The following is a 22,314-nucleotide window of genomic DNA, read 5'->3' on the forward strand; positions in this document are numbered from 1 at the left end:
CCCGAACCTGGAGGTCGTCATGTATGACCAACTCACTCCCACCGATCGAGTTCTCTTCCAGCACTACGGATGCGGCCGCGTCGAGCGGCCGGACTTCCATCGCATCCACCACGCGATCGAAGCGCAGGCGCGTAATCATCCGCAGCAGATCGCGGTCGAGCACCTAGGCGTTCGCCTGACGTACCAGGAACTCGACCAGCAGGCCGAGCACCTCGCCGACCGGCTCGCCGTACTGGGTGTCCGGGCGGGTGACCGGGTCGGCCTCTTCCTCACCCGATCACCGCAGATGGTGGTCGGGATCCTCGCGATCCTGAAGGCCGGCGCCGCCTATGTGCCGCAGGACATCCGGATCACTCCCCCACATCACCTGCGACACGTCGTCAGCACGGCCGGCATCCGGGTCGTCCTCACCACCAGCGAGTACGACGTTCCCTCCGAACTGGGCAAGATCGTCGCGATCGACACCGTCACCGCCGAGGCCGACCCACCTCGAGCCGAGCAGGACGGCGACGCGGCCGTGGTGATCTTCACCTCCGGCACCACCGGAGCGCCGAACGGCGTCCAGGTCACCCATGCGAACCTGTGCAACGTCCTGCTCACCGAGCCGGGATCGCTGGGCATCCGGCCCGGTGACCGGGTCGGGCAGTTGCTGAACATCGCCTTCGACATGGCCGCCTGGGAGATCCTCGGGACGCTCGCCCACGGCGGCACCTTGGTTGTCCGAGGCAACGACCTGGCCCGGACCGCGGAGAGTCTGAACGTCGTCATCGCCACGCCGAGCATCCTGTCCACCCTGGATCCCGCCGCCTGCCCGGCGGTCCACACTGTCGCCGTCGCCGGTGAGCGATGCCCACAGAGTCTGGCCGTGGCCTGGTCACGGCGAGCGGCCTTCCACAACGGCTGTGGCCCGACCGAGGTCACCATCGTCAACACCGTGCAGCGCTACGACGGCGCGCTGACGATCGGCCGGCCGGTCCCCAACACGACCGTGTACATCCTGGACGACGACCTGCGGCCGTGTCCGATCGGAGAGATCGGCGAGATGTGGGCCGGCGGTGCTTGTGTCACCGACGGGTACCTGGGCAACGAGACGCTGACCGCCGAGCGGTACCGGCCGGATCCGTTCCTCGGCGGCACCAACCGAATGTTCCGCACCCGGGACCTGGCCCGCTGGACCGCAGACGGGCAGCTCGAACACCACGGCCGGACCGACGACCAGGTGAAGCTCCGGGGATTCCGGATCGAGCTGGACGCGGTCACCTCGGCACTCGAGCAGACTCCGGGCTGCGCCAGTGCCGCCGCGGTGCTGCACGAGGACCGGCTGGTCGGTTTCGTCAGCCCGGCGACTGTCCAGCCCGAGGTAGCCCGGCGAGTCGTCGAGGAGCTGTTGCCCTACTACTGCTCGCCGACGTTGATCGTCGCGGTCGACAAGCTACCGGTCACCGAGCGCGGCAAGATCGATCGGCGTGCGCTGGTATCCCGGCTGGCTCGAGTCGTCGGGTCAGGTGTGGCATGACCACGCAGCTCAGCCTCCCCGCCCCGGGACGGTCGTTGCGCGCACGAGCCAAGCGCCGTCCGTTCACCCATCACAATCGGCTCGCCGCCGCCGTCGTACTGGTCAATGTGGCATCGATCCCGATCGCCGACCCGTCGTCGATGGTGCTCGCCAACTTCGCTCTGGCGGTGCTGATCCGCCAGCAGTACGTGATCAATCTGCTGTTCTGGCTGGCGACCCGGGTGCCCACCCACTGGCCGCTGCGGATCCGGTGGACGATGGGGAAGGTCTATCACTTCGGCGGCCTGCATGTCGGTGCATCGATCTGCGCGACCGCTTGGTTTCCCTTCACCGCGCCATCCCTCGCCCTGACCTGGGTGATTCTGGCGCTGCTGCTGGCGATGATCGTGCTGGCATTGCCGGTGCTGCGGGCCCGGCAGCACAACTGGTTCGAACGGGCCCACCGTTTCGGCGGCTGGTCCGTCCTGGTCCTGTTCGCGCTTCATGCGGCAGCGACAGCCAGTACGGCGAGTCTCTGGGTGCTCGCGGTCGTCACCTTCAGCGTGCTCCTGCCGTGGCTGCGATTGCGCCGGGTACCGGTCCGGATCGACCGGCCGTCGCGGCACGTCGCGCTCGTCCGGTTCGGCTACGGGGTGACGCCGTTCGCCGGATCGTCGACCGCGGTGAGCCGGAATCCCTTGCTCGAATGGCATTCCTTCGCGAACGTGCCGACGCCCGGACAGCCCGGGTTCCGGTTGACGATATCCCGGGCGGGCGACTGGACCGGCGCTCTGATCGACGACGTACCGCCGTACCTGTGGGTCAAAGGCATCCCGACCGCCGGGGTCGGCAACATCGACAAGTTGTTCCGCAAAGTCGTCTGGGTCGCGACCGGCAGTGGCATCGGCCCCTGCCTGCCGCATCTCCTCTCCGCTGAAACGCCGTCGCTGCTCGTCTGGTCGACCAGGCACCCACGCCAGACGTACGGCGACGCGCTGGTCGACGAGATCCTCGCCGTACAACCGGATGCGGTCATCTGGGACACCGACGCCGCAGGTAAACCCGACCTGCTCGCGCTGACCTATCAGGCCTATCTGCAGTCCGGTGCCGAGGCCGTGATCTGCATCTCCAACAAGTCGACCACCTGGCACATCGTCGAAGAGCTGGAGCTACGCGGTATCCCGGCCTTCGGCGCGATCTGGGATTCCTGAGGAGCATCGTGGAGGTCGCCGAAGCGCTGAACAGGCTGGCACCGGACCACCGGACGGTGGTGGTCCGGGCCTACTACCTGGGTCAGTCCGTCGCCGAGCAATCCGAGGCGCTGAACGTGCCGCGGGACACCGTCCGTTCCCGGCTGCACCACGGCCTGCACGCGCTCCGGATCGCCCTTCAGGAGGAGTCAACGACCGACTAGCGGACCTGTCGCGGTGGGCTTAGGACAGCGCCCACTGCTGGTTGCCGCCGCCGTGGCAGGTCCACAGGTGAACCTTGGCGCCATTGCCGGTGCCTGCACCACTCACGTCCAGGCAGAGCCTGGACTGGACACCGGTAATGGTGCCATTGGTGTTGAACTGCCATTGCTGGTTGGCTGCGCCGGTGCACTGCGAGATCACGACCTGAGTGCCGTTGGTGGTCTGACTGTTCAAGGCTGTCGCGCACCGGGTGTTGCCGCCGGTGTAGACGGTCAGCTGTCCCGTCGCGGTGCGGGTCCAGGTCTTGTTGGCGGCCGCGGAGCATCCCCAGATCTGGACCTGCGTGCCTGGAGTGGTGCTGTTGTTCGGTACGTCCAGGCACTTGCCCGCGGCCAGCGCGAAGAGCTCACCGGTGCGGGGACGCAGGGCGGGTTCGATCCCTGCTTGTGCCATCACCTGCTGCGCGGCCGTCGGCCAGGAGCCGCTGACCTGGACGTTGCCCCGGACAACGTTGTTGTGCGGCGGCCCGGTGGCCACGTTGGTCGCGCCGGTGTTGTACCAGTTGTCGGCGAACACGTTGTCGTTGGTGTTGTTGGTGGAGCTGGCGTTGGTGAAGGCGAAGACTCCGCTGTCGATGACCACGTTGTTCGACACCGACACGTACCGCGAACCTTCGTCGAGGTACAGACCGACAGTACTGCGGTTGTCGTAGACGAGGTTGTGGTCGAACGAGCCGCCGGGGTTGGCGGACAGGTTGTACAGGCTGCCGCCGTCGTGCAGCGACTTCTTGGTGCCGTGGACCACGTTGTACCGGACGACCGTCTCCCGCAGTGTCGTCGGAGTCGTGTACACCGGCTGGTAGTTGTACAGACCGCGGTTGCGGTAGTCCTGGCTGCCACCGGCGTCGTTGGCACCCCAGCCCCAGCCGATGTCGATCCCGTCGTACGCGAGATTGGAGACCTCGTTGTGCTCGATCACCGCGCGGGTCGTGTACGTCGACAGGATGCCGGCCATGTCCTTGTAGTCCTTCGCGACATCCGTCACCAGGTTGTTCTTGACCAGGATGTCGCGGTTGACCATCGCCGAATTGGACGGGTGGTGCGCGTCCGGCCGCACTCCCCCGATCAGGATTCCGCCACCGGAGAGGTTCGTGAAGGTGTTCTGGGTGACGGTGATGTTCGACGCGCCGAGGCCGACACCCGACTGGTGCGCGTTCGCGTCGTTGCCGATCCCGAGACCGACCTGGCCGAGGTGGCGGAAGATGTTGTTGGTGAAGGTGATTCCCGTGGCGGCCGAGACCTGTACGGCGGCCGGTACCTGACCCCAGCCGTTGCGAGTGGCCTCGAACTGCTGGCAACCCGACTGACAAGAGGTCAGGAAGTCACCGGGCATCTGGTAGCCGGCCGGGATGAACGCGCCACTCTGCTGGTTCGCGTACCCGATCGACGTACCGGGCTGGAGCCAGGTGGTGTGCTCGAAAACCATGTCCCGCATGGTGATGTCGCGGACCGGGTTCGCGAGCGTGCCACTCATCTGGACCAGTGAGGTCAGGCGCGGCAGCACGATGTCGCGACCGACGGGAGACTGGCCGGATGCCGTCTTGTAGTAGAGCTTTCCGGCCTGCGGGTCCAGGTACCACTGTCCGGCCGTCCGCAGGAAAGAGTAGGCGTTGTGCAGCGTGAGACCGCCGCCGGCGAACGGCCTGGCGAGGGTGTCGTAACCCCAGTTGTTGTTGTTCCAGGCGGGCTGCTGCATCGTGATCGTCGTACCACTGATGCTTTGCACCGGGGCGTACCTGTTGGTGAACGAGTTCAGGCTCTCCAGCTCGATCCGGTTCTGCTGGGGCAGTGTGGCGAGGTAGTTGAGTGCGGAGTTGAGGATCGTCATACCGCTGGTGGTGATCCGGACATCGTTGCGTGAGATGGGGATCGAGGCGCGCGGTGCCAGTGTTCCGTCCACGTAGAGCTGCCGGGAGTCGAGACCCTGCGGTACCGAGGCGACCCAGATGTTCGCGCCGGCGTCGTGCTGCGTCCAACCGGTGACCGGCTGACCGCCGGACACCGTGGGCGCTGCGCCAGGACTGGCCTGCCAGGTGACGGTGTGGCCGTTGCGGCCGGAGTCGGCGCCGGTGAACTTCAGCGGTTCGGAGAGCCGGTGGACACCACCGGCGAGCTCCACGACGACGTCGGCCTGGTCGGAGTGGGCGCGCGCCAACTCCTGTGCCTTGGCGAGCGAACCGACTGGGCTGGCGGTGGAACCTGGGTTGCGGTCGTTGCCGTTGGGAGCGACGACGATCCGCACGACCGCGGTTTCTGCGGCCTGTGCCGGAGTGCCGGCGAGCATCGGCCCGATGAGGGCGGTTGGCGCCGCGACGAGCGCGGCGATCAACGAGCGGGTACGTGGCATAGGTGTTTCACCTTTCCGGAGGGGCGGGTTGAATGATCCGGTCGGTTAGAATGTGTGGTACTCATTTCAGCCCATGACAGCGGTCGGCTCGCAGCGCGTCAAGAGATGAGACTGACCAATCACGGTTCGCCGGAGCCTGGAACCCCGTACTCTGTCTGGCGGTACCTACTGGATGGAGGCAGGCAGGTGGACAGCGTGTCCGTTCCGGCCGGGCCGTACCGGCCGGGTTACGAGCTCGTGGCCGAGCGGATCCTGCAATTGATCGCTGAGCTGGGACTCCGCCCGGGCGACCGGATGCCGACCGAGAACGAACTGGCCGGCCAGCTGGGCACCAGCCGGACGATGGTGCGCGAAGCGGTCAAGATCCTGTCGGCGATCGGACGGGTCCGGGCCCAGAAGGGCCGCGGCCTCTACGTCTCCGACGACGACGGGATGCTGGGTTCCGGACGCTGGGGAGGCTTCTTCCATCCCACCGATCTCGACCACGTCTACATGCTGTTCGAGTTCCGCCGCGCCCAGGAGACCGCGGCCAGCCGGCTGGCCGCCACCCGCGCGACCCCGGCCGAGTTGCGCGCCATCGAAGCCGCCGCCGAAACCTGCCGGCACGGCCACCTGACCGGGCAGGCCGCGCTGTTCGATCGCGGCGACGACGACTTCCACCTCGGCATCGCCACCGCCTCGCACAACAGCTTCCTGGTCGCCTCGGTCCGCGAGGCCCGCCGCCTGCAGTACCAGTCCACCGCGATCGGCCTGCACGGCACCGTCGGCGGCCACGCCCAGGAAGCCACCGAGGAACACGCTGCCATCTACCAGGCGATCCGGGACGGCGACCCGGAAGCAGCAGCCCACGCCACCGCGGTCCACCTCGACAACACCCTCGAGGACTACCGCCGCGAGATCCAGCGCCGAGTCTTCGGCTGACCCTTCGCCACGCTCACCCGAGCAGCTCGGCCAGTCGTGATCCGAGGGTTGCGTCGTCCCCGTCGACCTCGACCAGCTTGTCGCGACTCGTTGCCCCACGCACCAAAGTCACCGCCGTACGACGAACCCCGAACGCCGCCGCGACCGCCTCCAGCACGGCTTTCGTCGCCTGCCCCTCGACCGCGCGGGCCGACACCGCGACGATCAGGGCAGGACCGGCAGCGCCGTCGTACCGGCCACCGACCGCAGTCCGGGACGCGCCCGGTTTGACCCGCAGCAGGACTCTCATCAAGAGCTCACCGCGGATTCGATCCGCTCCAGCAGCCGGCCGAGCTGCTTGATCCCGGGCTCCCCCAACGGGCCGAAGATGTCGCGCAGCACCTGCTCCCCCGCGGCCGTACCGGCGCGCAGCGACTTCTTGCCCAGGGCAGTCAGTGCGACAACCTTGGCGCGCGCATCCTGACCGTCCACCTCTCGCGAGACCAGCCCCTCTCGCTCGAGCGCCTCCACGGTCTGCGTCACCGACCGCGGCGCCAGGCTCAACGCTTCGGCCAGCGCAACCTGCCGCTGCGGCCCCGACTCCCCCAGCACGCGCAGCACCTTCACCCGTGACAAGGACGGCCCCGACGCGGCCATCCGCTCGTCCACCGCCCGCCGCACGGCATACGACAACTCGAGGTACCGCAGCCCAACCTCTTCAGCACTGGTCACCCCTCGACGGTATCAGATTTGTGAGGTACCTCAGCATGTGCAACATTAGTGAGGTACCTCAACGAATGGAGCACCATGAGTACTGCTGTCATCACCGGAGCGACCAACGGGCTGGGGCGGCTGGTGGCGCTCGATCTGGCTCGGCAGGGGTTCCGGCTGGGGATCGTGGCGCGGAGCCCGGAGAAGGCGGACTCGGTGATGCAGGAGATCCAGACGGTGGCGCCGGGGACCCGGACCAAGGCGTTCGTCGCGGATCTGACGTCGGTGCGGGAGGTGGCGCGGGCCGGTCGGGAGATTGCCGAGTACTACCCGGCGATCGACGTACTGATCAACAACGCCGGGCTGCATGCGTTCAGCGCGCGGGTCACCGCCGACGGCGTCGACGAGATGACGGCGGTGAACTATCTGGCGCCTTGGGTGCTGACGAATTCCTTGCTGGGCACAGTGACCGGGCGCGTCGTCACGGTGGCCTCGCAGGCTGCGTTGCAGGCGGGGAGCATCGATCCGGGGCGTGATCTGACCCGCACCGACGAGTACACGCGACGGGGGTCGATGGCGCGGTACGGGCGGACGAAGTTGATGGACATCATGTTCAGCGAAGAACTGGTACGCCGGCTTGCCGGCACCGGTGTCGTCTCGAACTGCTGCGATCCCGGGTTCAACACCAGTGGGATCGGCCGCGAGCTACCGTTCGCCAAGCCGCTGGCCCGGATTCTCAACACCTTCCGGATCGGCGATCCGCGCCGGGGTGCGGGGATCATCACGCGGCTGGCCACTGACCCGGCGATCGGTGACGGCTACTTCTCCGTCAAGAACGCGGCCCGGCTGGAGTGCCCGGAGGCGGGGCGCAGCGCCGCCGTACAGAGGGAACTGTGGGAGGCGACCGCCGAGCTCATAGGCAATCTCGGCCGGTAATGGTCATTCCACCCGGCGATGACAACGATGTATTGACAGGGTGTAACTGACTCCTCACAGTGGGCGGACACCGCCCCCAGTGTGAGGACTTGCTCATGCGTAGAACATCTGTTGCCATCACGGCTGTCGCCCTGCTGGCCACCTGCACCGCACTCCCCACCCAGGCCTTCGAGGCCAGCCCGGAATCGAGGACCGAGGTCAGGACACTCTCGGCCGCGGACCGGCAGATGCTGGCCCAGCGGCCACTGGTCGAGGCCGCCGACCAGCTCGCCGCGGTCACCGAATCGCCAGGCCTGCAAGGGTACGCCGGTATCACGCTCGCCGCGGATGCCGTCGTACTGTGGTGGAAAGGTACGCCGCCCACCCGGATCCGGCAGGCCGTCATCTCCGCCGCCGAGCGCGCGCCGGTCCGGATCGCGAAGGCGGTCCACTCCAAGGCCGAACTCGACCGAGCCGCCCGGTCGATCGCGACCTGGCAGCAACAGAACCCGGGTCACGGCATCGACGCGGTCAAGAACCCCGGTGACGGCAGCGGCCTCGTCCTGGGCGTCCGGCCAGCACGTCGCGCGGCCGCCGAACTCGGGTCGACGCTGCACCGCCGTACCGGCGTCCCGGTCCGCGTTGTCGCGGAGGAACCGCTCCAACCGGCGTCACGGGACGACGACTGGTCGCCCTGGATCGGCGGTGCCCGGCTCTGGAACCAGTCCGCGGGTGCCATCTGCACGACCGGTTTCGGCGTCAAGGACGGCCAGGGCCGTCCGTACATCCTCACCGCCGGCCACTGCGGTCAGCCGGGCCAGCAGTTCGCCGACGGGCGTGGTGAGTACATCGGCAACATGGGCGCCAAGCACAGCGACCACGACGTCGCGCTGATCCCGACCAACGCCGTCGACTTCCAGGCCTACGTCGGCAACAGCACCGACAACCTCATCGAGAACGTCCCCTACTGGGGCCACGTCTACGTCGGCCAGTTCCTCTGCCAGAGCGGCCAGACCAGTGCGGGCGTCGTCGGTGGACCGGTCTGCAACATCAAGGTCCTCTTCTTCTACAACGACCGCGAAGACCTCGTCGAAGGCGAGCAGATGAACGGCCAGCCCGCCGCCCGCGGCGGCGACTCCGGCGGCCCCGTCTACTCCCGCGGCTCCGCCGGCCTGATCGCCAACGGAACCGTCACCCGCACCGCCGGCGCCCGCATCGGCTTCCAGGACTTCGCCACCGCCAACCGAGACTTCGGCATCAGCATCCCCTGACAGTGATTCGGTGACCCACCTCGTCGCCGGGAGTGACTAGGCTCCTGGCGATGAACCTGGATCAGTTCGATCTCGGTGAGTTCATGCAGGACGTCGGCCGGGCCGGCTTCACCATGATGCTCAAGATCGATCACGAGCGGCTGCGTGACCGCGGCAAGCCATGGACCGTGCTCCTCTCTGCACCACAGCCGGCGGGCTCAGTGGTCATGCGGGGGGATCTGCGGACCCTTGAGGAATGCCTCCGTGCGGTCATCAGCCACTTGGAGTCGGTCCCTGGGGACCGGGCGTGGCTGGAGCTCTACCGATGAGCCCGAGCGCCACTGAGGTCGAAGAGCTCTTCGAGAGGCTCGGAGCGGCGGGCGTGACCTTGCTGGTCCAAATCGACGAGGCACGTCTCACGGCCGGTGCCGCCCCGTGGATCGCGATGGCGTCTGGACCGGGCGCGCCGACCGGGGGTATTCAGGTCCGGGACTGCGAGACATTCGAGGATTGCCTGGCAAAGGTACTGGCTCAGCTCCCCCGGGATGACCGGCATGCCTGAACACGCCAGCTGGTGTTCACGACCGAGCCGGTCACGGCGGGGAGTGGGCTAGAGCTTTTTGGGGTTGTGAGCTCTGGCCGACGTGAAAGATTGGGCTTAGATTCTGGTCAGGCAGGCACCGTGGGGGTGCCGGCCGGTATGCCGTTCCGAGGGGGGCTCGGGGGCGGGGTGTTCTGGGGGGCCACGCTTTGTCTTGCTCGCGGTGACGGCTTCATCTGCCTTCACGGGAGGCCACCGCATGAGGTCACGGATTCACAGAAGACGCACCACCACGGCCGTTGTGTCCGCCGGTCTGCTGTTCGCCGCCACCTTGACCCCGGCCGGAGCGGCCGCTGCCGATCCGCCACCAGGCGGCCGGGCCTGGACTGCGACGCCGTTGCAGGTTGCCGACACGGTCAGTGGCGCCAAGTCGCCCAGCGGGCAGCTCGCCAAGAGTGATCCCGCGCTGATCAACAGCACGTCGGCCAAGCAGGTGCGGGTCGTCGTCAAGCTGGACTACGACTCGCTCGCCGCGTATCGCGGTGGCCTGAAGGGGCTGCCGGGCACCAGCCCCGCGGTCACCGGGAAGCGTCTCGACCCCAAGGGTGCGAACGCGACCAAGTACCTCAAGCATGTGACGGCGCTGGAGAACGACTTCCTCGCAGCCATGCAGAGCAAGGTTCCGAGCGCCCGGGCCGGGCAGAAGCTGCGCACCGTGTACGGCGGTATCGCGCTCAGCGTGCCGGCGAACCAGGCCCGCGAGCTGCTCAAGCTGCCGGGTGTCGCCGCGGTTCAGGAGGACACTCCGCAGAAGCTGCTGACCGATTCGAGCGGCGAGTTCATCGGCGCTCCGACGATCTACAACCAGCTCGGCGGTTCGGCTTCCGCGGGCAAGGGCGTGATCGTCGGCATCCTCGACAGCGGTTCGTGGCCCGAGCATCCGTCGTACGCCGATCCTGGCACGCTGCCCGCTCCCCCGGCGACCGCCGACGGGACGCCGCGGGTCTGCGACTTCGGCGACAACCCGCTGACGCCGGCCAGTGACGAGTTCGTCTGCAACCGGAAGCTGATCGGTGGCCGGCCGTTCCTCGACACCTACAACGCGGTGATCGGCGGCGACATGTTCCCCGATTCCGCTCGGGACTCGAACGGCCACGGCACGCACACGTCGACGACCTCGGCCGGTGGTCCGGTCGCGAACGCGAACCCGCTGGGGATCAACCGCGGCGCGATCCGCGGGATCGCACCGGCCGCGGCTGTCTCGGTCTACAAGGTCTGCGGTGCCCAAGGCTGCTTCCCGTCCGACTCGACGGCGGCTGTCGCCCGCGCGATCCTGGACGGCGTCCGGGTGATCAACTTCTCGATCTCCGGTGGCAACGACCCCTACAGCGACCCGGTCGAGCTCGCCTTCCTGGATGCGTACGCCGCGGGGGTCTTCGTGGCCGCCTCGGCCGGCAACTCCGGTCCGGGCGCGAACACGACCAACCACCGCAGCCCGTGGGTCACCACGGTCGCGGCCTCCACCCAGACACGCACCTTCCGCTCGACGATCACGTTGGCCGGTGGCGGCGCGACCGCCACGATCACCGGTGCGTCGGTGACCGCAGGCATCGGTACGGCGACCCCCGTCGTACTGGCTGGGTCCACCCCTGGCTACACGGACGCGACCTGTAACACCGCGGCGCCGGCCGGCACGCTCACGGGCAAGATCGTCGCCTGCCAGTTCACCCCTGGCCGCGTCATGAAGGGGTTCAACGTCAAGCAGGGTGGCGCGGTCGGCATGCTGATGTACAACACGACCTTCCCGTCCGACGTCTTCACCGACAACCACTGGTTGCCGACTGCTCAGCTCGAGAAGCCCGATGCCGACGTCCTGCTCGCGTTCCTCGCGGCACATCCAGGGGCTACGGCGACGATGACCCAAGGAAACAAGACCACCTGGCAGGGCGACGTGATCACGAACTTCTCGTCGCGCGGTCCCGGAGGTGACTTCCTCAAGCCGGACGTCACCGCGCCCGGTCTGCACATCCTCGCCGGTCAGACACCGGTGACCGAGTCCCCGACCCTGGGCCCGCCCGGGAACCTCTACCAGGTGATCGCCGGTACGTCGATGTCGTCACCGCACGTGGCCGGCGCAGCCGCCCTGGTCATCGCGCTGCACCCGTCGTGGACGCCGGGCCAGGTGAAGTCCGCGCTGGAGACAACGGCCAGGACGAACGTCAAGAAGTCCGACCGGGTCACCCCGGCCGACCCGTTCGACCACGGCGGCGGCCGGATCGACCTGACCAAGGCCGGTGACCCCGGTCTGACCCTGGACGAGTCGGCGGCGAACTACGCGGCCTCGGCCGCCGATCCGCTGAACCGGATCGACCTCAACCTGCCGTCGGTGAACGCACCGACCATGCCTGGCCTGATCACGGCCACGCGCGTCGTCAAGAACGTCACCAACCAGACGCTCAACTTCACCGCCAGCGGCACGACCGTCAGCGGAGCGAAGATCACCGTGATACCAGGCGGGTTCTCGGTGAAGCCCGGTCAGACGCAGAAGCTGACGATCGCGATCACCGCACCCGACCTGCCGGACGGCCAGTACTTCGGCCAGGTCAACCTGAAGCAGGCCGGCGGCAGCCGCGCCCTGCACCTGCCGGTCGCGTTCTTCCGCCAGGAAGGCATTGTCCCGATCGATCAGACCTGTACGCCGAGCACGATCGCCCGGAACACCGGTCAGTCGACCTGCACGGTGACCGTGCAGAACAACAGCCTGCAGAGCACGCAGGTGACGGCGGTCAGCACGCTGAGCTCGCAGCTGCGGCTCAACAGCGTGACGGGTGCGACCCAGATCGGCACTCAGATCGCGACCAAGACCGCGACGCTGGCCGCACGCCAGCCCGACAAGCCGGTGATCGCACCGGGATCGCTGGCCGGGTACATCCCGCTGGACACATTCGGCATCACACCGACCCCGATCGGTGACGAGCAGGCGCTGAACTTCAACGTCGCGCCGTACGTGTTCGCCGGGCAGACCTACAACCGGATCGGCGTGGTCTCCAACGGATACTCGGTCGCGGGCGGCACGTCGAGTGGGGAAGATGTCCAGTTCGCACCGCAGAACCTGCCCGATATCGCGCGGCCGAACAACGTCCTCGCGCCGTACTGGACCGACCTCGACGGCACCGGGACCGCCGGTGTCTTCGCGGCCAGCCTGACCGACGGGGTGAGCGACTGGCTCGTCCTCGAATGGCGGGTGAACCTGTTCGGCACGACCAGCCAGAAGGTGTTCCAGCAGTGGATCGGCCTCAACGGCGCCGAGGACATCACCTACGCCTACGATCCGGGCAACCTGCCCGGCAGCCCGCCGGCCGGGTACGGGCTGACCGTCGGTGCCGAGAACGCCGACGGTACGGCCGGTAGCCAGATCACCGGTCCGCCGGTCGAGGACTACCGGGTGACGAGTACGCCGGGCGCGCCCGGTGGCTCGATGACGTACTCGATGAACGTCAAGGGTGTGCAGAAGGGAACCGGCACGGTCACGACCGGGACCTCCACGCCACTCGTGAAGGGCCTCACCATCGAGGTCGACAAGATCACCGTCAACTAGTCAGCTGATCGGTCCGGGCCGGGTCCACGTGGATCCGGCCCGGACTACTGTCGGAGCATGACCGAACTCGATGCACCGATCGTCGCCGTCGCCGTCTACCCCGACCGCGCCCGGGTGACCCGGCGCGGGCGTCTCACCCTCCCCGCCGGCGATCAGACCGTGTACGTCGACTCGCTGCCGCTGACGTTGCAGGACGATTCGGTCCGGGTCGCGGGTCGCGGGCCGGCGACCGTGCTCGGCGTGGACCTCGCCGTACGGCATCATCCGCAGGCACCGGACGAGACCGTCGCCGACCTGGAACGCCAACGCCGGCAGGCGGCGAACGAGGTCGCGGGGCTCGCGGATGCCGATGAGGTCCAGGACCGGCTCGACCTGTTCCTGACTCAGCTGGGACGCCGGGCCGGTGGCACCTTCGCCCGAACTCTTGCCGCCGGGGAGGCCGGCGCCGACCTGGGTGAGTTCACCGAATCGCTGGCGACGCGGCTGACCGCCGTACGGTCGAAGCGGCGTGAGCTCGCCGATCAGCGGGAGGACGCCGAGGAGCGGCTCGCGGCGATCGACCGCCGGCTGGCCGAGGTGGCACAGCAGCGCGTCCCCGACCGCCGCTCGGTAGCGGTCGCGCTGAACCTCGAGGCCGACGCCGAGGTGGAGATCGAGCTGTCGTACGTCGTCCCCGGGGCCGGCTGGACCAGCACGTACGACGTCCGCCTGGCCGGCGACCGGTTGACCCTGGGCTGGTTCGGTCTGATCACCCAGTACACCGGCGAGGACTGGCCCGAGTGCGAGCTCACGCTGTCGACCGCCCGGCCCGCGGTGAACGCGAAGGTGCCCGAGCTCGACCCGTGGTACCTCGACCGCCGTCGCCCACCGGTCCCAGCAGCACCCGCCAGCTTCGCCATGGCGCGGACGGAAGCGGCGTACGGCGGTGCCCCCGAGCCCGCAGGCGCCGCCCCTGAATGGGTCGAGCAGAGCGCCACCGTCGAGCAGGGCACCACGGCCGCGACCTACACGCCGCCACGACCGGTCGCCGTACCCGCCGATGGCGCTGCCCACCGCGCGACGATCGCCTCCATCGAGCTCGACTCCGAGCTGGACTACATCACCGCCCCGATCCGCTCGACCGACGTCCACCTCCGGGCCACCGTCGCCAACTCCAGCACCCACACACTGCCCGCCGGCAAGGCAGCCGTCTTCCACGAAGCCGACTTCGTCGGATCCGCCGCCCTCCCCCTCTGGGCACCCGGCGAGGAGGTCGAGCTCGCCCTCGGTCTCGACGACCGCATCCGCGTCGAGCGCGAGCTGGTACGCCGTACTGCGACGAAGGCGACCCTCGGATCGACCCGCCGCCGCGAGGTCGAGTACGCAACCCGCATCGAGAACCACACCCCACGCGCCGCCCGCATCACCGTCCTCGACCAGCTACCGGTTGCCCGCGACCACGAGATCACCGTCAAACCCATCACCGCCAGCCCCGACCCCGCCGAGACCACCGAGCTCGGCATCATCACCTGGAAGCTCGACCTCCCGCCCGGTGAGCAGACCACGGTCAACCTTGCCTACCGCGTCGAAACCGCCAAGTCCGTCGACCTCGCGGGCTGGCGCGAGTAGCTACGCGTTCGCTCGGGAGCGGCTGCCCTGGAGGACTGCGGTGCCGAGGGCGGTCAGCGAGTGCCAGACGGCCAGGCCTTGGCGTTCGGTCGTGATCAGGCCGGCGCCGCGGAGGACGGTGGCGTGTTCGCTGGCCGTCGAGCGGGAGATGCTCAGAGCGGCTGCGAGCTCTGACGTCGTGCAGCCGTTGGCGATTGCCTCCAGGCCGGCGGCGCGGGTACTGCCGATGAGGTCGGCGAGGCCTTTGCCTGGGGCAACTGGCTGCGGACAGCCGAGGCGCCCGGACGGGTAGATGACGACGGGTGGCAGCTCGGGGTCGTACATCGTCATCGGGTTGTGCCAGTTGAAGTACGACGGGATCAGCGTCAGCCCGCGGCCGTTCAGATGGATGTCTCGGCTGGTGGGCCCGTTGACCTCCAGCACTGGTGGTTCCCAGCGCAATGCCGGGCGCAGGCTGCCGAGCAGGCCGGAGATGCCGTCGTCGCTGTGCAGCCGTGTGCGCAACAGGTACTCGGCGCGGATGCGGGCCCGGATCGTCGGCCAGTACGGTGCGAGTGCACGGTCGTAGTACGTCTGCATGGCCGCGCCGAGGGTGGCGATGTCGGCCGCTCGGCCGTTGGCGAGCGCGGCGATCCAGGCGGCCGATCCGCGAGGTGGTGTGACGAGGTCGAGTTCGCGTCGCATCCGCTGCCGCGGTGTGCTCAGCACGGTCTCGAGGCCGGCTTCGAATCCGGCCAGCCCCTCGATCGGTGTCATGAAGTCGGGGAAGTACGCACCCGCCGGCGCGGCCGGGGCGAGCGTCGTACGGATCATCTGGTGGAAGCTCTCGTCGCGCGGCAGACTCCGGCGCCACTGCGCGAAGTACTGCGGCTGCCGGGGCTTCTCGCCCTGAAGCAGGTGCAGGCTGAGCATCAGCTCCCACAGCGGATCCGGCTCCGGCGCGATGTGCGTCCGGGCCAGATCCGCCGCGGTGAAGTGAATCCGTACTGTCCCCATCGCTGCCGTGCCTCCCCTGCGGCGCGCGGCAGGGCGGGAGCCGGCGCGCCGAGGTCCCATGATGCAGGCTCGGCCGGTGGGTGGGAAGGATCGATCGGTGCCGAAAGGAATCAGACGCCGCGGCACTCGTAGTTGCGGATGTAGGCGACGTCGTCGGTGTCGATCTTGTACCAGCCGGCGCCCTGCACCTTGGTCCCCTCCCAGCCCCAGAAGTTCTTGATGTCGACCCAGAACGTGCAGCGGTACGGAATCTCGTAGGCGTCGACGTCACCCCACCCGTCGGTGCTGCTGTGCGGGCTGAGCCCGCGGATGCCACTCGGGCAGGACGATCCGAGCGGCTCGTACCGGTCGTCCTCACTGCACCAGCCCATCGCGACCCGCATCCCGAGGCTGGTCTGGTTGACCACGGTGCCGCACATCGAGCCGACACACGACCCGGCGTTCGCGGCCGGTGCGGCCGAGACGGTGGCGCCGGCCAGCACCGCGGTGGCGACAGCCGAGCGCAACAAAGCCTTCTTCATCACAGTTCTCCCTTGTTTCATTGACCTGATTGGAGAGCGGTCCAGGTCTGTGGACCGACTTCGCCGTCGACCGGGAGGCCGCGGCTGGTCTGGTAGTCACGGACGGCCTGCTCGGTACCGGACCCGAAGTCGCCGTCGATCCCGATCGGGCGGCCGAGCGCGGCGGTCAGCGCACGCTGCAGACGGCGGACCTCGAACCCGGTTGATCCGCGGGCAAGGTTCGGCTGCCAGCCCGCCGACAACAGCGCGGTCCAGGTCCGGCGGCCCACCTCGCCGTCCACGCCCAGTCCGTGCGCCGACTGGAACGCCCGTACGGCGGTATCGGTGCGACTGCCGAAGTTGCCGTCGACCGTTCCCGCATCGCGGCCGTCGTCCTTCAGCAGGTACTGCAGTGCGCTGACCAATGGGCCGCTCGCACCGCTGCTGACTTCCGGATAGCTGGTGAAGTCGCGGTTCACCGGTGGCTGGACGTCGACCTGGTTGCTGTCGATGTTGATCGTGCGACCGCCGTGCGTCTCGTTGTGGTCACCGGCGTACTGATGGATCCGCTGGTGGTTGGACCAGTAGGTCGCCGGCACGTACGAACCCGCGTCGGTGTCCGCCTTGCCGTTCCACCATGCGAAGTCGATGAAGTCAGGCCGCGCGTACGTCGTTGATCGGTAGACGCCTGCCAGGTCGCGGATGCCTGAGGCTGCACCGGAGTAGACCCCGGAGAAGTACGACGCCTCGTGCAGCCGCTCGGTCCATCCGGTCAGGTAGCTGAGCACCGCGGTCCGGCAGGCCGTGTTCGAGCTGTCGTAGTGCTCCATATCGTTGTAGAGCGTCGTCCCAACCGCGAGACCGAGGTTTCCGGCGCGAGTGATCGCGTCGCCGCCTTCGGCACGACCTTGTGAGCGTGCCGTCGCTGGGTCGGCGGACATCTTGAACGACTGGGTGGTCGTGCACGGGGCCTGGCGACCGACGTACAGGGGAAGGAGGTGCCAGCCCTCGGAGGTCTGCTCGCTGACCCAGGCAGCGGTCAGGTTCGCCTGGGTCTTGCAGCCGCGCCCGTCACCGCCGAAGTAGACACCGACCGATCGGTACGGCGACGACAGCCAGGCCTGCATGGTCGCCGACGACGGTGTATCGCAGGTGTCGAACGCCTTACCTGCAAAGGATGTCGGACTTGCCCACGTGAGCGCCGGGGTGACGACCAGGATTGCCAGGCTCAGAGCCGCGATGCGTAGCGGTCGCATGTCAGTAGAAGCAACCGGTCGTGGGCAGGCTCGACACCGGCGGCGGGACGGCACCGTCGTACAGGGCGATCATGAACTTCTGCGGGCACCGCCGGACACCGCTCACTTTGATGTGGACGTGCAGGTGAGGCCCGGTCGAGTTGCCGGTGTTGCCCGTCGTCCCGATGCGCTGGCCGGCGCTGACCTGTTGCCCGTTGCTGATCGAGATCGCCGAGAAGTGGCAGTACGTGTAGCGAACGCTACCGACGTCGATGTTCACGCCGTACCCGCAACCGGAAGGCTCGTCGATCCGGCTCGCAGTGCCGGCCACGACCGCGTAAGCCGGGACGGACCGCACCGGCAAATCAGTGGCCGGGTAGGTGTGGTGCGGATCGTCGTACTCGGTCCGCGGCAGCGCGCCCCGGTCGAGCGGCAAGCTGAAGCCGGGCGGGTATCCCGGGAAGTCGCCGACCAGGGTCTGCCAGGTGAGCGGTCCGACCTGACCGTTCGCGTCGAGGCCGCGTGAGGTCTGGAACGCCCGTACGGCGGTGTCGGTGTTGCCGCCGAAGTCACCGTCGACCGTCAGGCCGTGCCCGTACCGGTTGAGTTCGACCTGCAGCGCTTTGACCGCCTCGCCGTTCGAACCGCGTTGCACGGTGACAATCAGCTTGCCCCAAGTGTTCGAACCGATCTGGCCGTCGGACCCCAAGCCGTTGGCCGACTGAAAGGCCTTCGCCGCGGCCTCGGTCCCGCCGCCGAAGTCCGCGTCCGCGCTGATGTCGTGGCCGTGGTGCCGAAGCAGGTACTGCGCCGTCGTCACGATCGGGCCCCACTGGCCTTTGACGAGGTTGGGCCAAGCCGGCAGAGCGGCAGCGGAGGTAGCAGGCAGCACGAGGCCGGCGGCAACAGTGAGCACGGCCGTGATCAGGCCGAGCAGTGTGGTGCGTCTGGTCACTGGAGGTCCCTTCAGCAGGAGTAGTTGGAGTTCGTGTGCACGGATTCGCAGTAGCGGACATGCAGGTGGTCGTCGTGGTTGTCGTGCGACTGGACCAGCCCTTCGCCGATCAGGACGGGATCGTTGAAGAAGATGACCTTCACCCGGCCGGTGGCCCGGATCGCCTGGACCAGTTGCCGCGTCGCCGTACGGCTGTACTGCGCGTCGAACCTGCTGATCCGGCTGATCCCGGTGCACTGGGCGCGGTCGTTGCGCATCAGCTGGATGTCGGCGTCGAGGCCGACCTCGTGGCTGCTGTGGTCGGGGATGTTGCCGCCGTGCTCGAAGCTCAGGTCTCGTACGGCGACCGGTCCGTAGCCGCTCGAGCTGACGCGCTCGGCAGCGACCGTCAGCTGCCCGACGGCTGCCGCCGTACCCCAATGCGCGCTGTCCCCGTTCACGTCGGACGCCTTGGTGCAGACCGCGGCCACATCAGGACGATCAACGAGCTGGAAGTGCCAGATCAGGTTCCGCCAGGTGATCGGGCCGACCTCACCGTTGGCCTCGATCCCAGCGTGCCGCTGGAAGTCGACTACTGCAGTGTGGGTTGCGGGACCGAAGGAACCGTCGACGCTGAGCCCCAGCCCCCGCTTCACGTTGAGCTGACGCTGCAACGCGCGGACGGCGTGGTTGTTGTCTCCCTGCCGAACCGTGATGGCCAGCGCGGCCCACGTGTTCGGGCCGACCCGTCCATCGGCTCCGAGCCCTCGCGCGGTCTGGAAGGCGCGAACTGCCGCGTCCGTCCCGGAGCCGAAGTCGCCATCGACGGCGACCGACTGGCCGGCGTGCACGAGGAGTTGCTGGATCGCCTCCACGTCCGCGCCGCGGCTGCCCTTGCTCTGCGTCGGCCACGCGGCCTGCGGGAAGGCGTGGGCGGTGAGGCTGGTCGCCGCCAGCCAGAAGAGGACCAGCACGAGCGATAGCACGCTTCGTCTCGACATGGTGTTCCTTCGCGTGAGCCGGATCTGACCGGCTCAGCGTGGCGACCAGGCCCTGCTCCCCGCCAAGGGATTCGCCGACCGCCGAAACCCTCCCCTGCGATGGAGCTGCTGGACTCAGGGCTTGGGCTGCTTCGTCTTCTTCGGTTTCTTCGGCTTCTTGGAGTTGTCCGCGCTGGGTTCGGCCTGTTTGGCGGGCTTGGTCACGCTCGCGGTGGTCCGCGGGGCGACCGCTTTCGTCCGGACCGGTATCGCTGTAGTTGTCGGGGGCCGGGTGGTGCTGGGCGGCGCGACTGTGGGGGTCTGCTGCGGGGACAGGTTGGCCGGGGCCGGGGTGACAGCGCCGCGGAGGGCGAGGCCGGCGCCTACCGAGGCGGTGAGGACGAGCACGGCGAGGCCGGCTGGAAGCAGGACCTTCGGGGTGGATCTGCGCCTGGGCTGGATCTTGGTCGGGACGGCGTTCGGGTCGGCCCGGTGGCGGACCGGCGGCTTGGCACCGGCGGCGACCTGGTCGGCGGTCGGGCGCTGGGCGGGGTCCTTGGCGAGCATCCAGAAGATGAGGGCTTCGAGGTCGGCCGTCAGCTCCGGGCGATGCTCGGTCGGCGCTGCCGGTTCGCACTCGACGTGCTGGTACATGATCGCGGCCGGTTCGTCGGCCATGAACGGCGGCTGACCGGTGACCAGCTGGTACAGGACGCAGCCGAGGGCGTAGATGTCGGAAGGCGGACCGACCGCCCGGCCGCGGGCGGCTTCGGGTGAGAGGTAGTAGCTGGTGCCGACGATCTCGCCGCTCGACGTCATCGTCGTGGTCGCTTCGCTCAGGAAGCGGGCAATGCCGAAATCGGCCACCTTGACCGAACCGTCGTCACCCAGCAACAGGTTGTCCGGCTTGATATCGCGATGTACGACGCCCTGCCGATGGGCCGCCGCCAATCCGGCCGCGGCCTGGCGTACGACGTACAGGGCGCGGCCCGGCTCGAAGGGCCCGCTCTCGCGGAGCTCCTCCCCTACCGAGCAGCCGGTGCTCAGCTCCATGGCCAGGTACCAGCAGTTGCCTTCGTCGCCGAAGTCGTAGGCCGCGACCACCTGGGGGTCGCAGATCTGCGCGATCGCGCGGGCCTCGCGCCGGAAGCGCTCGGCATCCATCAGTGTCCGCGGCTCCGGCCGCACCAGCTTCAACGCGACCTCGCGCTGCAGGACCTCGTCGACAGCGCGGTAGACGTCGCCCATCCCGCCGCGACCGATCGCCGCGACGATCCGGTACCGGCCCCCGACGACCTCACCTGCGCGTTTCACTACGGCACCGTATCCATCTCGGCGGTCAACTCACCTTGGCCGCCGCGTGCAGGGCCAGTCCGTCCTGGGCGGCGATGTCGGCGCGGAACCAGCCTCCGGCGTCGACGGTGTAGATCGGGCCGCTGCAGTTGCCAGAGGTGAAGTCGCCATGGAAGACATCACAGTAGCGGCCCGGTGCGAGATTGGTGTGGAAGCTGCGGCCGGTCAGCGCCGAGCCTTCGTCGTTCAGGACGAGGTAGCCCTTGTCGCCGCGGCCGAAGGCGATCGCGTCGTTGCCGTTGTCCCACCACTCGGTGACCGCGGTGCCGCGGGTGATGTTGTGGAAGGCAACCATATTGGCGATCACGCGCCACTCGTGCTCGCAGCGCCAGCGGTTGGTGAAGCAGGTGGTGTCGGTCGTGCGACCGTCGCTCGCAGCCGGCGGTCCCTGGTCGTGTGAGCTGTATTCGTAGCTCGACATGACCTTCGGCGTCCCGTAGGTCCACGCGAGCATGAAGGCATTCGCCATCGCATACCGGCCGTTGTCGCGGAAGGTCAGCACGTCGCTGCCACGCTGGGTGTCATGGTTGTCGGTGAACACCACAGCCCGGTCGGACGCCAGCGGTGATCCGAAGGTCTTCAGGTACGCGAGCCGCTCGGTGTTGAAGATCTTCGCCAGGTCCTTGCCGTAGCGGAACTCCAGTACGTCGCCGTTCCCGACATACTCGTCCGGCGTGATCGGCTCCCCCGCGCCGTAGATCACCTCTTGGTACAGGTACGCCGGTCGCGACAGCCGCGCCTTGATCGCGGCGATGTCCGCGGCCGGCATGTGCTTGGAAGCGTCCAGCCGGAACCCGTCGACCCCGATCGAGAGCAGGTCGTTCAGGTACGCCGCGATCCGGCCGCGCACGTAGTCCGAACCGGTGGCGAGGTCCGCGAGGTCGACGAGCTCGCAGTTCTGCACCTCGTAGCGGTCGCCGTAGTTGACGATGTCGTCGTTCCCGTTGCGCCCGCAGTGATGGAAGTCCTGCGTCTGGAACAGCCCCGGGTAGTCATAGTGCGTGTACGGCGATCCCGCGCTCCCGGTGCCGCCCGCCGACCCGCCGGTCATGTGGTTGATGACCGCGTCGACGTACACCTTCACACCGGCCGCGTGACAGCTGTTCACCATCGCCACGAAGTCCGCACGGGTCCCCCGGCGCGTGCTGTCCAGCTTGTAACTAACCGGTTGGTAGTCCTGCCACCACGGATACCCCTGCCCCGGCAGCACGACATGCTCCTGCGGCGGCGACACCTGCACTGCGCCGTACCCTCGCGGGCCGAGGAACGCACCGCACTCGCGACCGACCGACTTCCAGTTCCACTCGAACAACTGGACGATCACGTCCCGCGGCCCGGCCGGTGCGGCCGACGCGGGCGCAGCTACTGACAAACCGCTGGCGACGAGCAGTACGACGAGTGCCTGACGGATCATCGAATCAGTCTCGCAGCGAATTCCCCGCCTGTCGTGAACCGAACGTGTCGCCCGGCCATCAAAGCC

The 22,314-nt window shown here is 68.2% G+C and carries 19 protein-coding genes; 9 read left to right on the forward strand and 10 right to left on the reverse strand.

Annotation, left to right across the window (positions count from 1 at the left end):
- The first annotated feature begins 19 nt into the window (after window positions 1–19).
- From ACFCV3_RS12710 to ACFCV3_RS12720, 3 genes are read left to right on the forward strand one after another with little or no spacing between them, the layout of a single operon-like run.
- Window positions 20–1,516: an amino acid adenylation domain-containing protein gene (locus ACFCV3_RS12710; protein WP_376029495.1), complete on the forward strand. Its 1,497-nt coding sequence runs from the start codon at window positions 20–22 to the stop codon at window positions 1,514–1,516.
- The gene (locus tag ACFCV3_RS12715; protein ID WP_376029498.1) at window positions 1,513–2,706 is read left to right on the forward strand and encodes a hypothetical protein; all 1,194 of its coding nucleotides are present in this window, start codon (window positions 1,513–1,515) and stop codon (window positions 2,704–2,706) included. Before ACFCV3_RS12710 ends, ACFCV3_RS12715 begins: the two co-directional genes overlap by 4 nt.
- 8 nt (window positions 2,707–2,714) lie before the next feature.
- On the forward strand, window positions 2,715–2,909 hold the full coding sequence (locus ACFCV3_RS12720) for a sigma factor-like helix-turn-helix DNA-binding protein (RefSeq protein WP_376029501.1): 195 nt from the start codon (window positions 2,715–2,717) through the stop codon (window positions 2,907–2,909).
- Window positions 2,910–2,928: 19 nt separating this feature from the next.
- On the opposite strand, the gene ACFCV3_RS12725 is transcribed toward ACFCV3_RS12720, so the two are convergent.
- Window positions 2,929–5,313 carry a ricin-type beta-trefoil lectin domain protein gene (locus ACFCV3_RS12725; protein WP_376029504.1) on the reverse strand — a complete coding sequence of 795 codons (2,385 nt, stop codon included), beginning with the start codon at window positions 5,311–5,313 and terminating at the stop codon, window positions 2,929–2,931.
- Window positions 5,314–5,499: 186 nt separating this feature from the next.
- Between ACFCV3_RS12725 and ACFCV3_RS12730 the strand changes: the two genes are divergently transcribed.
- Window positions 5,500–6,234 (forward strand): FadR/GntR family transcriptional regulator, encoded by a 735-nt coding sequence (locus tag ACFCV3_RS12730; RefSeq protein ID WP_376029507.1) that lies wholly within the window; start codon window positions 5,500–5,502, stop codon window positions 6,232–6,234.
- Window positions 6,235–6,247: 13 nt separating this feature from the next.
- Here the strand turns inward: ACFCV3_RS12730 and ACFCV3_RS12735 are convergent, their stop codons facing one another.
- Both ACFCV3_RS12735 and ACFCV3_RS12740 read right to left on the reverse strand, forming a co-directional pair.
- Window positions 6,248–6,523: a DUF167 domain-containing protein gene (locus ACFCV3_RS12735; protein ID WP_376029509.1), complete on the reverse strand. Its 276-nt coding sequence runs from the start codon at window positions 6,521–6,523 to the stop codon at window positions 6,248–6,250.
- On the reverse strand, window positions 6,523–6,945 hold the full coding sequence (locus ACFCV3_RS12740; RefSeq protein WP_376029512.1) for a MarR family winged helix-turn-helix transcriptional regulator: 423 nt from the start codon (window positions 6,943–6,945) through the stop codon (window positions 6,523–6,525). The genes ACFCV3_RS12735 and ACFCV3_RS12740 overlap by 1 nt, the downstream gene beginning before the upstream one ends.
- Window positions 6,946–7,020: 75 nt before the next feature.
- On the opposite strand from ACFCV3_RS12740, the gene ACFCV3_RS12745 reads away from it, so the two are divergent.
- The 5 genes from ACFCV3_RS12745 (at window position 7,021) to ACFCV3_RS12765 (ending at window position 14,836) form a co-directional block, all read left to right on the forward strand.
- Entirely contained in the window at window positions 7,021–7,860 is an 840-nt protein-coding gene (locus ACFCV3_RS12745) for an SDR family NAD(P)-dependent oxidoreductase (protein ID WP_376029515.1), read from the forward strand.
- Between the two features lie 95 nt (window positions 7,861–7,955).
- Window positions 7,956–9,110, forward strand: a complete 1,155-nt coding sequence (locus tag ACFCV3_RS12750) for a hypothetical protein (protein WP_376029517.1) — start codon at window positions 7,956–7,958, stop codon at window positions 9,108–9,110.
- Window positions 9,111–9,160: 50 nt separating this feature from the next.
- Window positions 9,161–9,418, forward strand: a complete 258-nt coding sequence (locus ACFCV3_RS12755; protein ID WP_376029520.1) for a hypothetical protein — start codon at window positions 9,161–9,163, stop codon at window positions 9,416–9,418.
- A 471-nt stretch (window positions 9,419–9,889) separates the two neighbouring features.
- On the forward strand, window positions 9,890–13,228 hold the full coding sequence (locus ACFCV3_RS12760) for a S8 family serine peptidase (RefSeq protein ID WP_376029523.1): 3,339 nt from the start codon (window positions 9,890–9,892) through the stop codon (window positions 13,226–13,228).
- 57 nt (window positions 13,229–13,285) lie between these two features.
- The gene (locus ACFCV3_RS12765) at window positions 13,286–14,836 is read left to right on the forward strand and encodes a mucoidy inhibitor MuiA family protein (RefSeq protein ID WP_376029526.1); all 1,551 of its coding nucleotides are present in this window, start codon (window positions 13,286–13,288) and stop codon (window positions 14,834–14,836) included.
- Here the strand turns inward: ACFCV3_RS12765 and ACFCV3_RS12770 are convergent, their stop codons facing one another.
- From ACFCV3_RS12770 to ACFCV3_RS12800, 7 genes are all read right to left on the reverse strand, one after another.
- Window positions 14,837–15,832, reverse strand: a complete 996-nt coding sequence (locus tag ACFCV3_RS12770) for an ArsR family transcriptional regulator (protein ID WP_376029528.1) — start codon at window positions 15,830–15,832, stop codon at window positions 14,837–14,839.
- A gap of 110 nt (window positions 15,833–15,942) precedes the next feature.
- Window positions 15,943–16,353 (reverse strand): hypothetical protein, encoded by a 411-nt coding sequence (locus tag ACFCV3_RS12775; protein WP_376029531.1) that lies wholly within the window; start codon window positions 16,351–16,353, stop codon window positions 15,943–15,945.
- 17 nt (window positions 16,354–16,370) lie between these two features.
- Window positions 16,371–17,588 (reverse strand): glycoside hydrolase domain-containing protein, encoded by a 1,218-nt coding sequence (locus tag ACFCV3_RS12780; RefSeq protein ID WP_376029533.1) that lies wholly within the window; start codon window positions 17,586–17,588, stop codon window positions 16,371–16,373.
- Window position 17,589: 1 nt separating this feature from the next.
- The gene (locus ACFCV3_RS12785) at window positions 17,590–18,522 is read right to left on the reverse strand and encodes a peptidoglycan-binding protein (RefSeq protein WP_376029535.1); all 933 of its coding nucleotides are present in this window, start codon (window positions 18,520–18,522) and stop codon (window positions 17,590–17,592) included.
- An 11-nt stretch (window positions 18,523–18,533) separates the two neighbouring features.
- A complete protein-coding gene (locus ACFCV3_RS12790; RefSeq protein WP_376029538.1) occupies window positions 18,534–19,502 on the reverse strand; it encodes a penicillin-insensitive murein endopeptidase in 969 nt (322 codons plus the stop codon).
- 114 nt (window positions 19,503–19,616) lie between these two features.
- Window positions 19,617–20,795 carry a serine/threonine-protein kinase gene (locus ACFCV3_RS12795; RefSeq protein ID WP_376029540.1) on the reverse strand — a complete coding sequence of 393 codons (1,179 nt, stop codon included), beginning with the start codon at window positions 20,793–20,795 and terminating at the stop codon, window positions 19,617–19,619.
- A gap of 25 nt (window positions 20,796–20,820) precedes the next feature.
- Entirely contained in the window at window positions 20,821–22,248 is a 1,428-nt protein-coding gene (locus ACFCV3_RS12800; protein WP_376029543.1) for an alpha-amylase family protein, read from the reverse strand.
- Window positions 22,249–22,314: the final 66 nt, after the last annotated feature.

This window comes from Kribbella sp. NPDC056345 (assembly GCF_042262745.1).
In the GTDB taxonomy this organism is placed as follows: domain Bacteria; phylum Actinomycetota; class Actinomycetes; order Propionibacteriales; family Kribbellaceae; genus Kribbella.

Excerpts from the sequence above, each read along its gene's own strand:
- ACFCV3_RS12710 (WP_376029495.1), top strand. The coding sequence starts at position 20 with ATGTATGACCAACTCACTCCCACCGATCGAGTTCTCTTCCAGCACTAC.
- ACFCV3_RS12715 (WP_376029498.1), top strand. The coding sequence starts at position 1,513 with ATGACCACGCAGCTCAGCCTCCCCGCCCCGGGACGGTCGTTGCGCGCA.
- ACFCV3_RS12725 (WP_376029504.1), bottom strand. The coding sequence starts at position 5,313 with ATGCCACGTACCCGCTCGTTGATCGCCGCGCTCGTCGCGGCGCCAACC.
- ACFCV3_RS12735 (WP_376029509.1), bottom strand. The coding sequence starts at position 6,523 with ATGAGAGTCCTGCTGCGGGTCAAACCGGGCGCGTCCCGGACTGCGGTC.
- ACFCV3_RS12745 (WP_376029515.1), top strand. The coding sequence starts at position 7,021 with ATGAGTACTGCTGTCATCACCGGAGCGACCAACGGGCTGGGGCGGCTG.
- ACFCV3_RS12750 (WP_376029517.1), top strand. The coding sequence starts at position 7,956 with ATGCGTAGAACATCTGTTGCCATCACGGCTGTCGCCCTGCTGGCCACC.
- ACFCV3_RS12755 (WP_376029520.1), top strand. The coding sequence starts at position 9,161 with ATGAACCTGGATCAGTTCGATCTCGGTGAGTTCATGCAGGACGTCGGC.
- ACFCV3_RS12760 (WP_376029523.1), top strand. The coding sequence starts at position 9,890 with ATGAGGTCACGGATTCACAGAAGACGCACCACCACGGCCGTTGTGTCC.
- ACFCV3_RS12765 (WP_376029526.1), top strand. The coding sequence starts at position 13,286 with ATGACCGAACTCGATGCACCGATCGTCGCCGTCGCCGTCTACCCCGAC.
- ACFCV3_RS12770 (WP_376029528.1), bottom strand. The coding sequence starts at position 15,832 with ATGGGGACAGTACGGATTCACTTCACCGCGGCGGATCTGGCCCGGACG.
- ACFCV3_RS12775 (WP_376029531.1), bottom strand. The coding sequence starts at position 16,353 with ATGAAGAAGGCTTTGTTGCGCTCGGCTGTCGCCACCGCGGTGCTGGCC.
- ACFCV3_RS12780 (WP_376029533.1), bottom strand. The coding sequence starts at position 17,588 with ATGCGACCGCTACGCATCGCGGCTCTGAGCCTGGCAATCCTGGTCGTC.
- ACFCV3_RS12790 (WP_376029538.1), bottom strand. The coding sequence starts at position 19,502 with ATGTCGAGACGAAGCGTGCTATCGCTCGTGCTGGTCCTCTTCTGGCTG.
- ACFCV3_RS12800 (WP_376029543.1), bottom strand. The coding sequence starts at position 22,248 with ATGATCCGTCAGGCACTCGTCGTACTGCTCGTCGCCAGCGGTTTGTCA.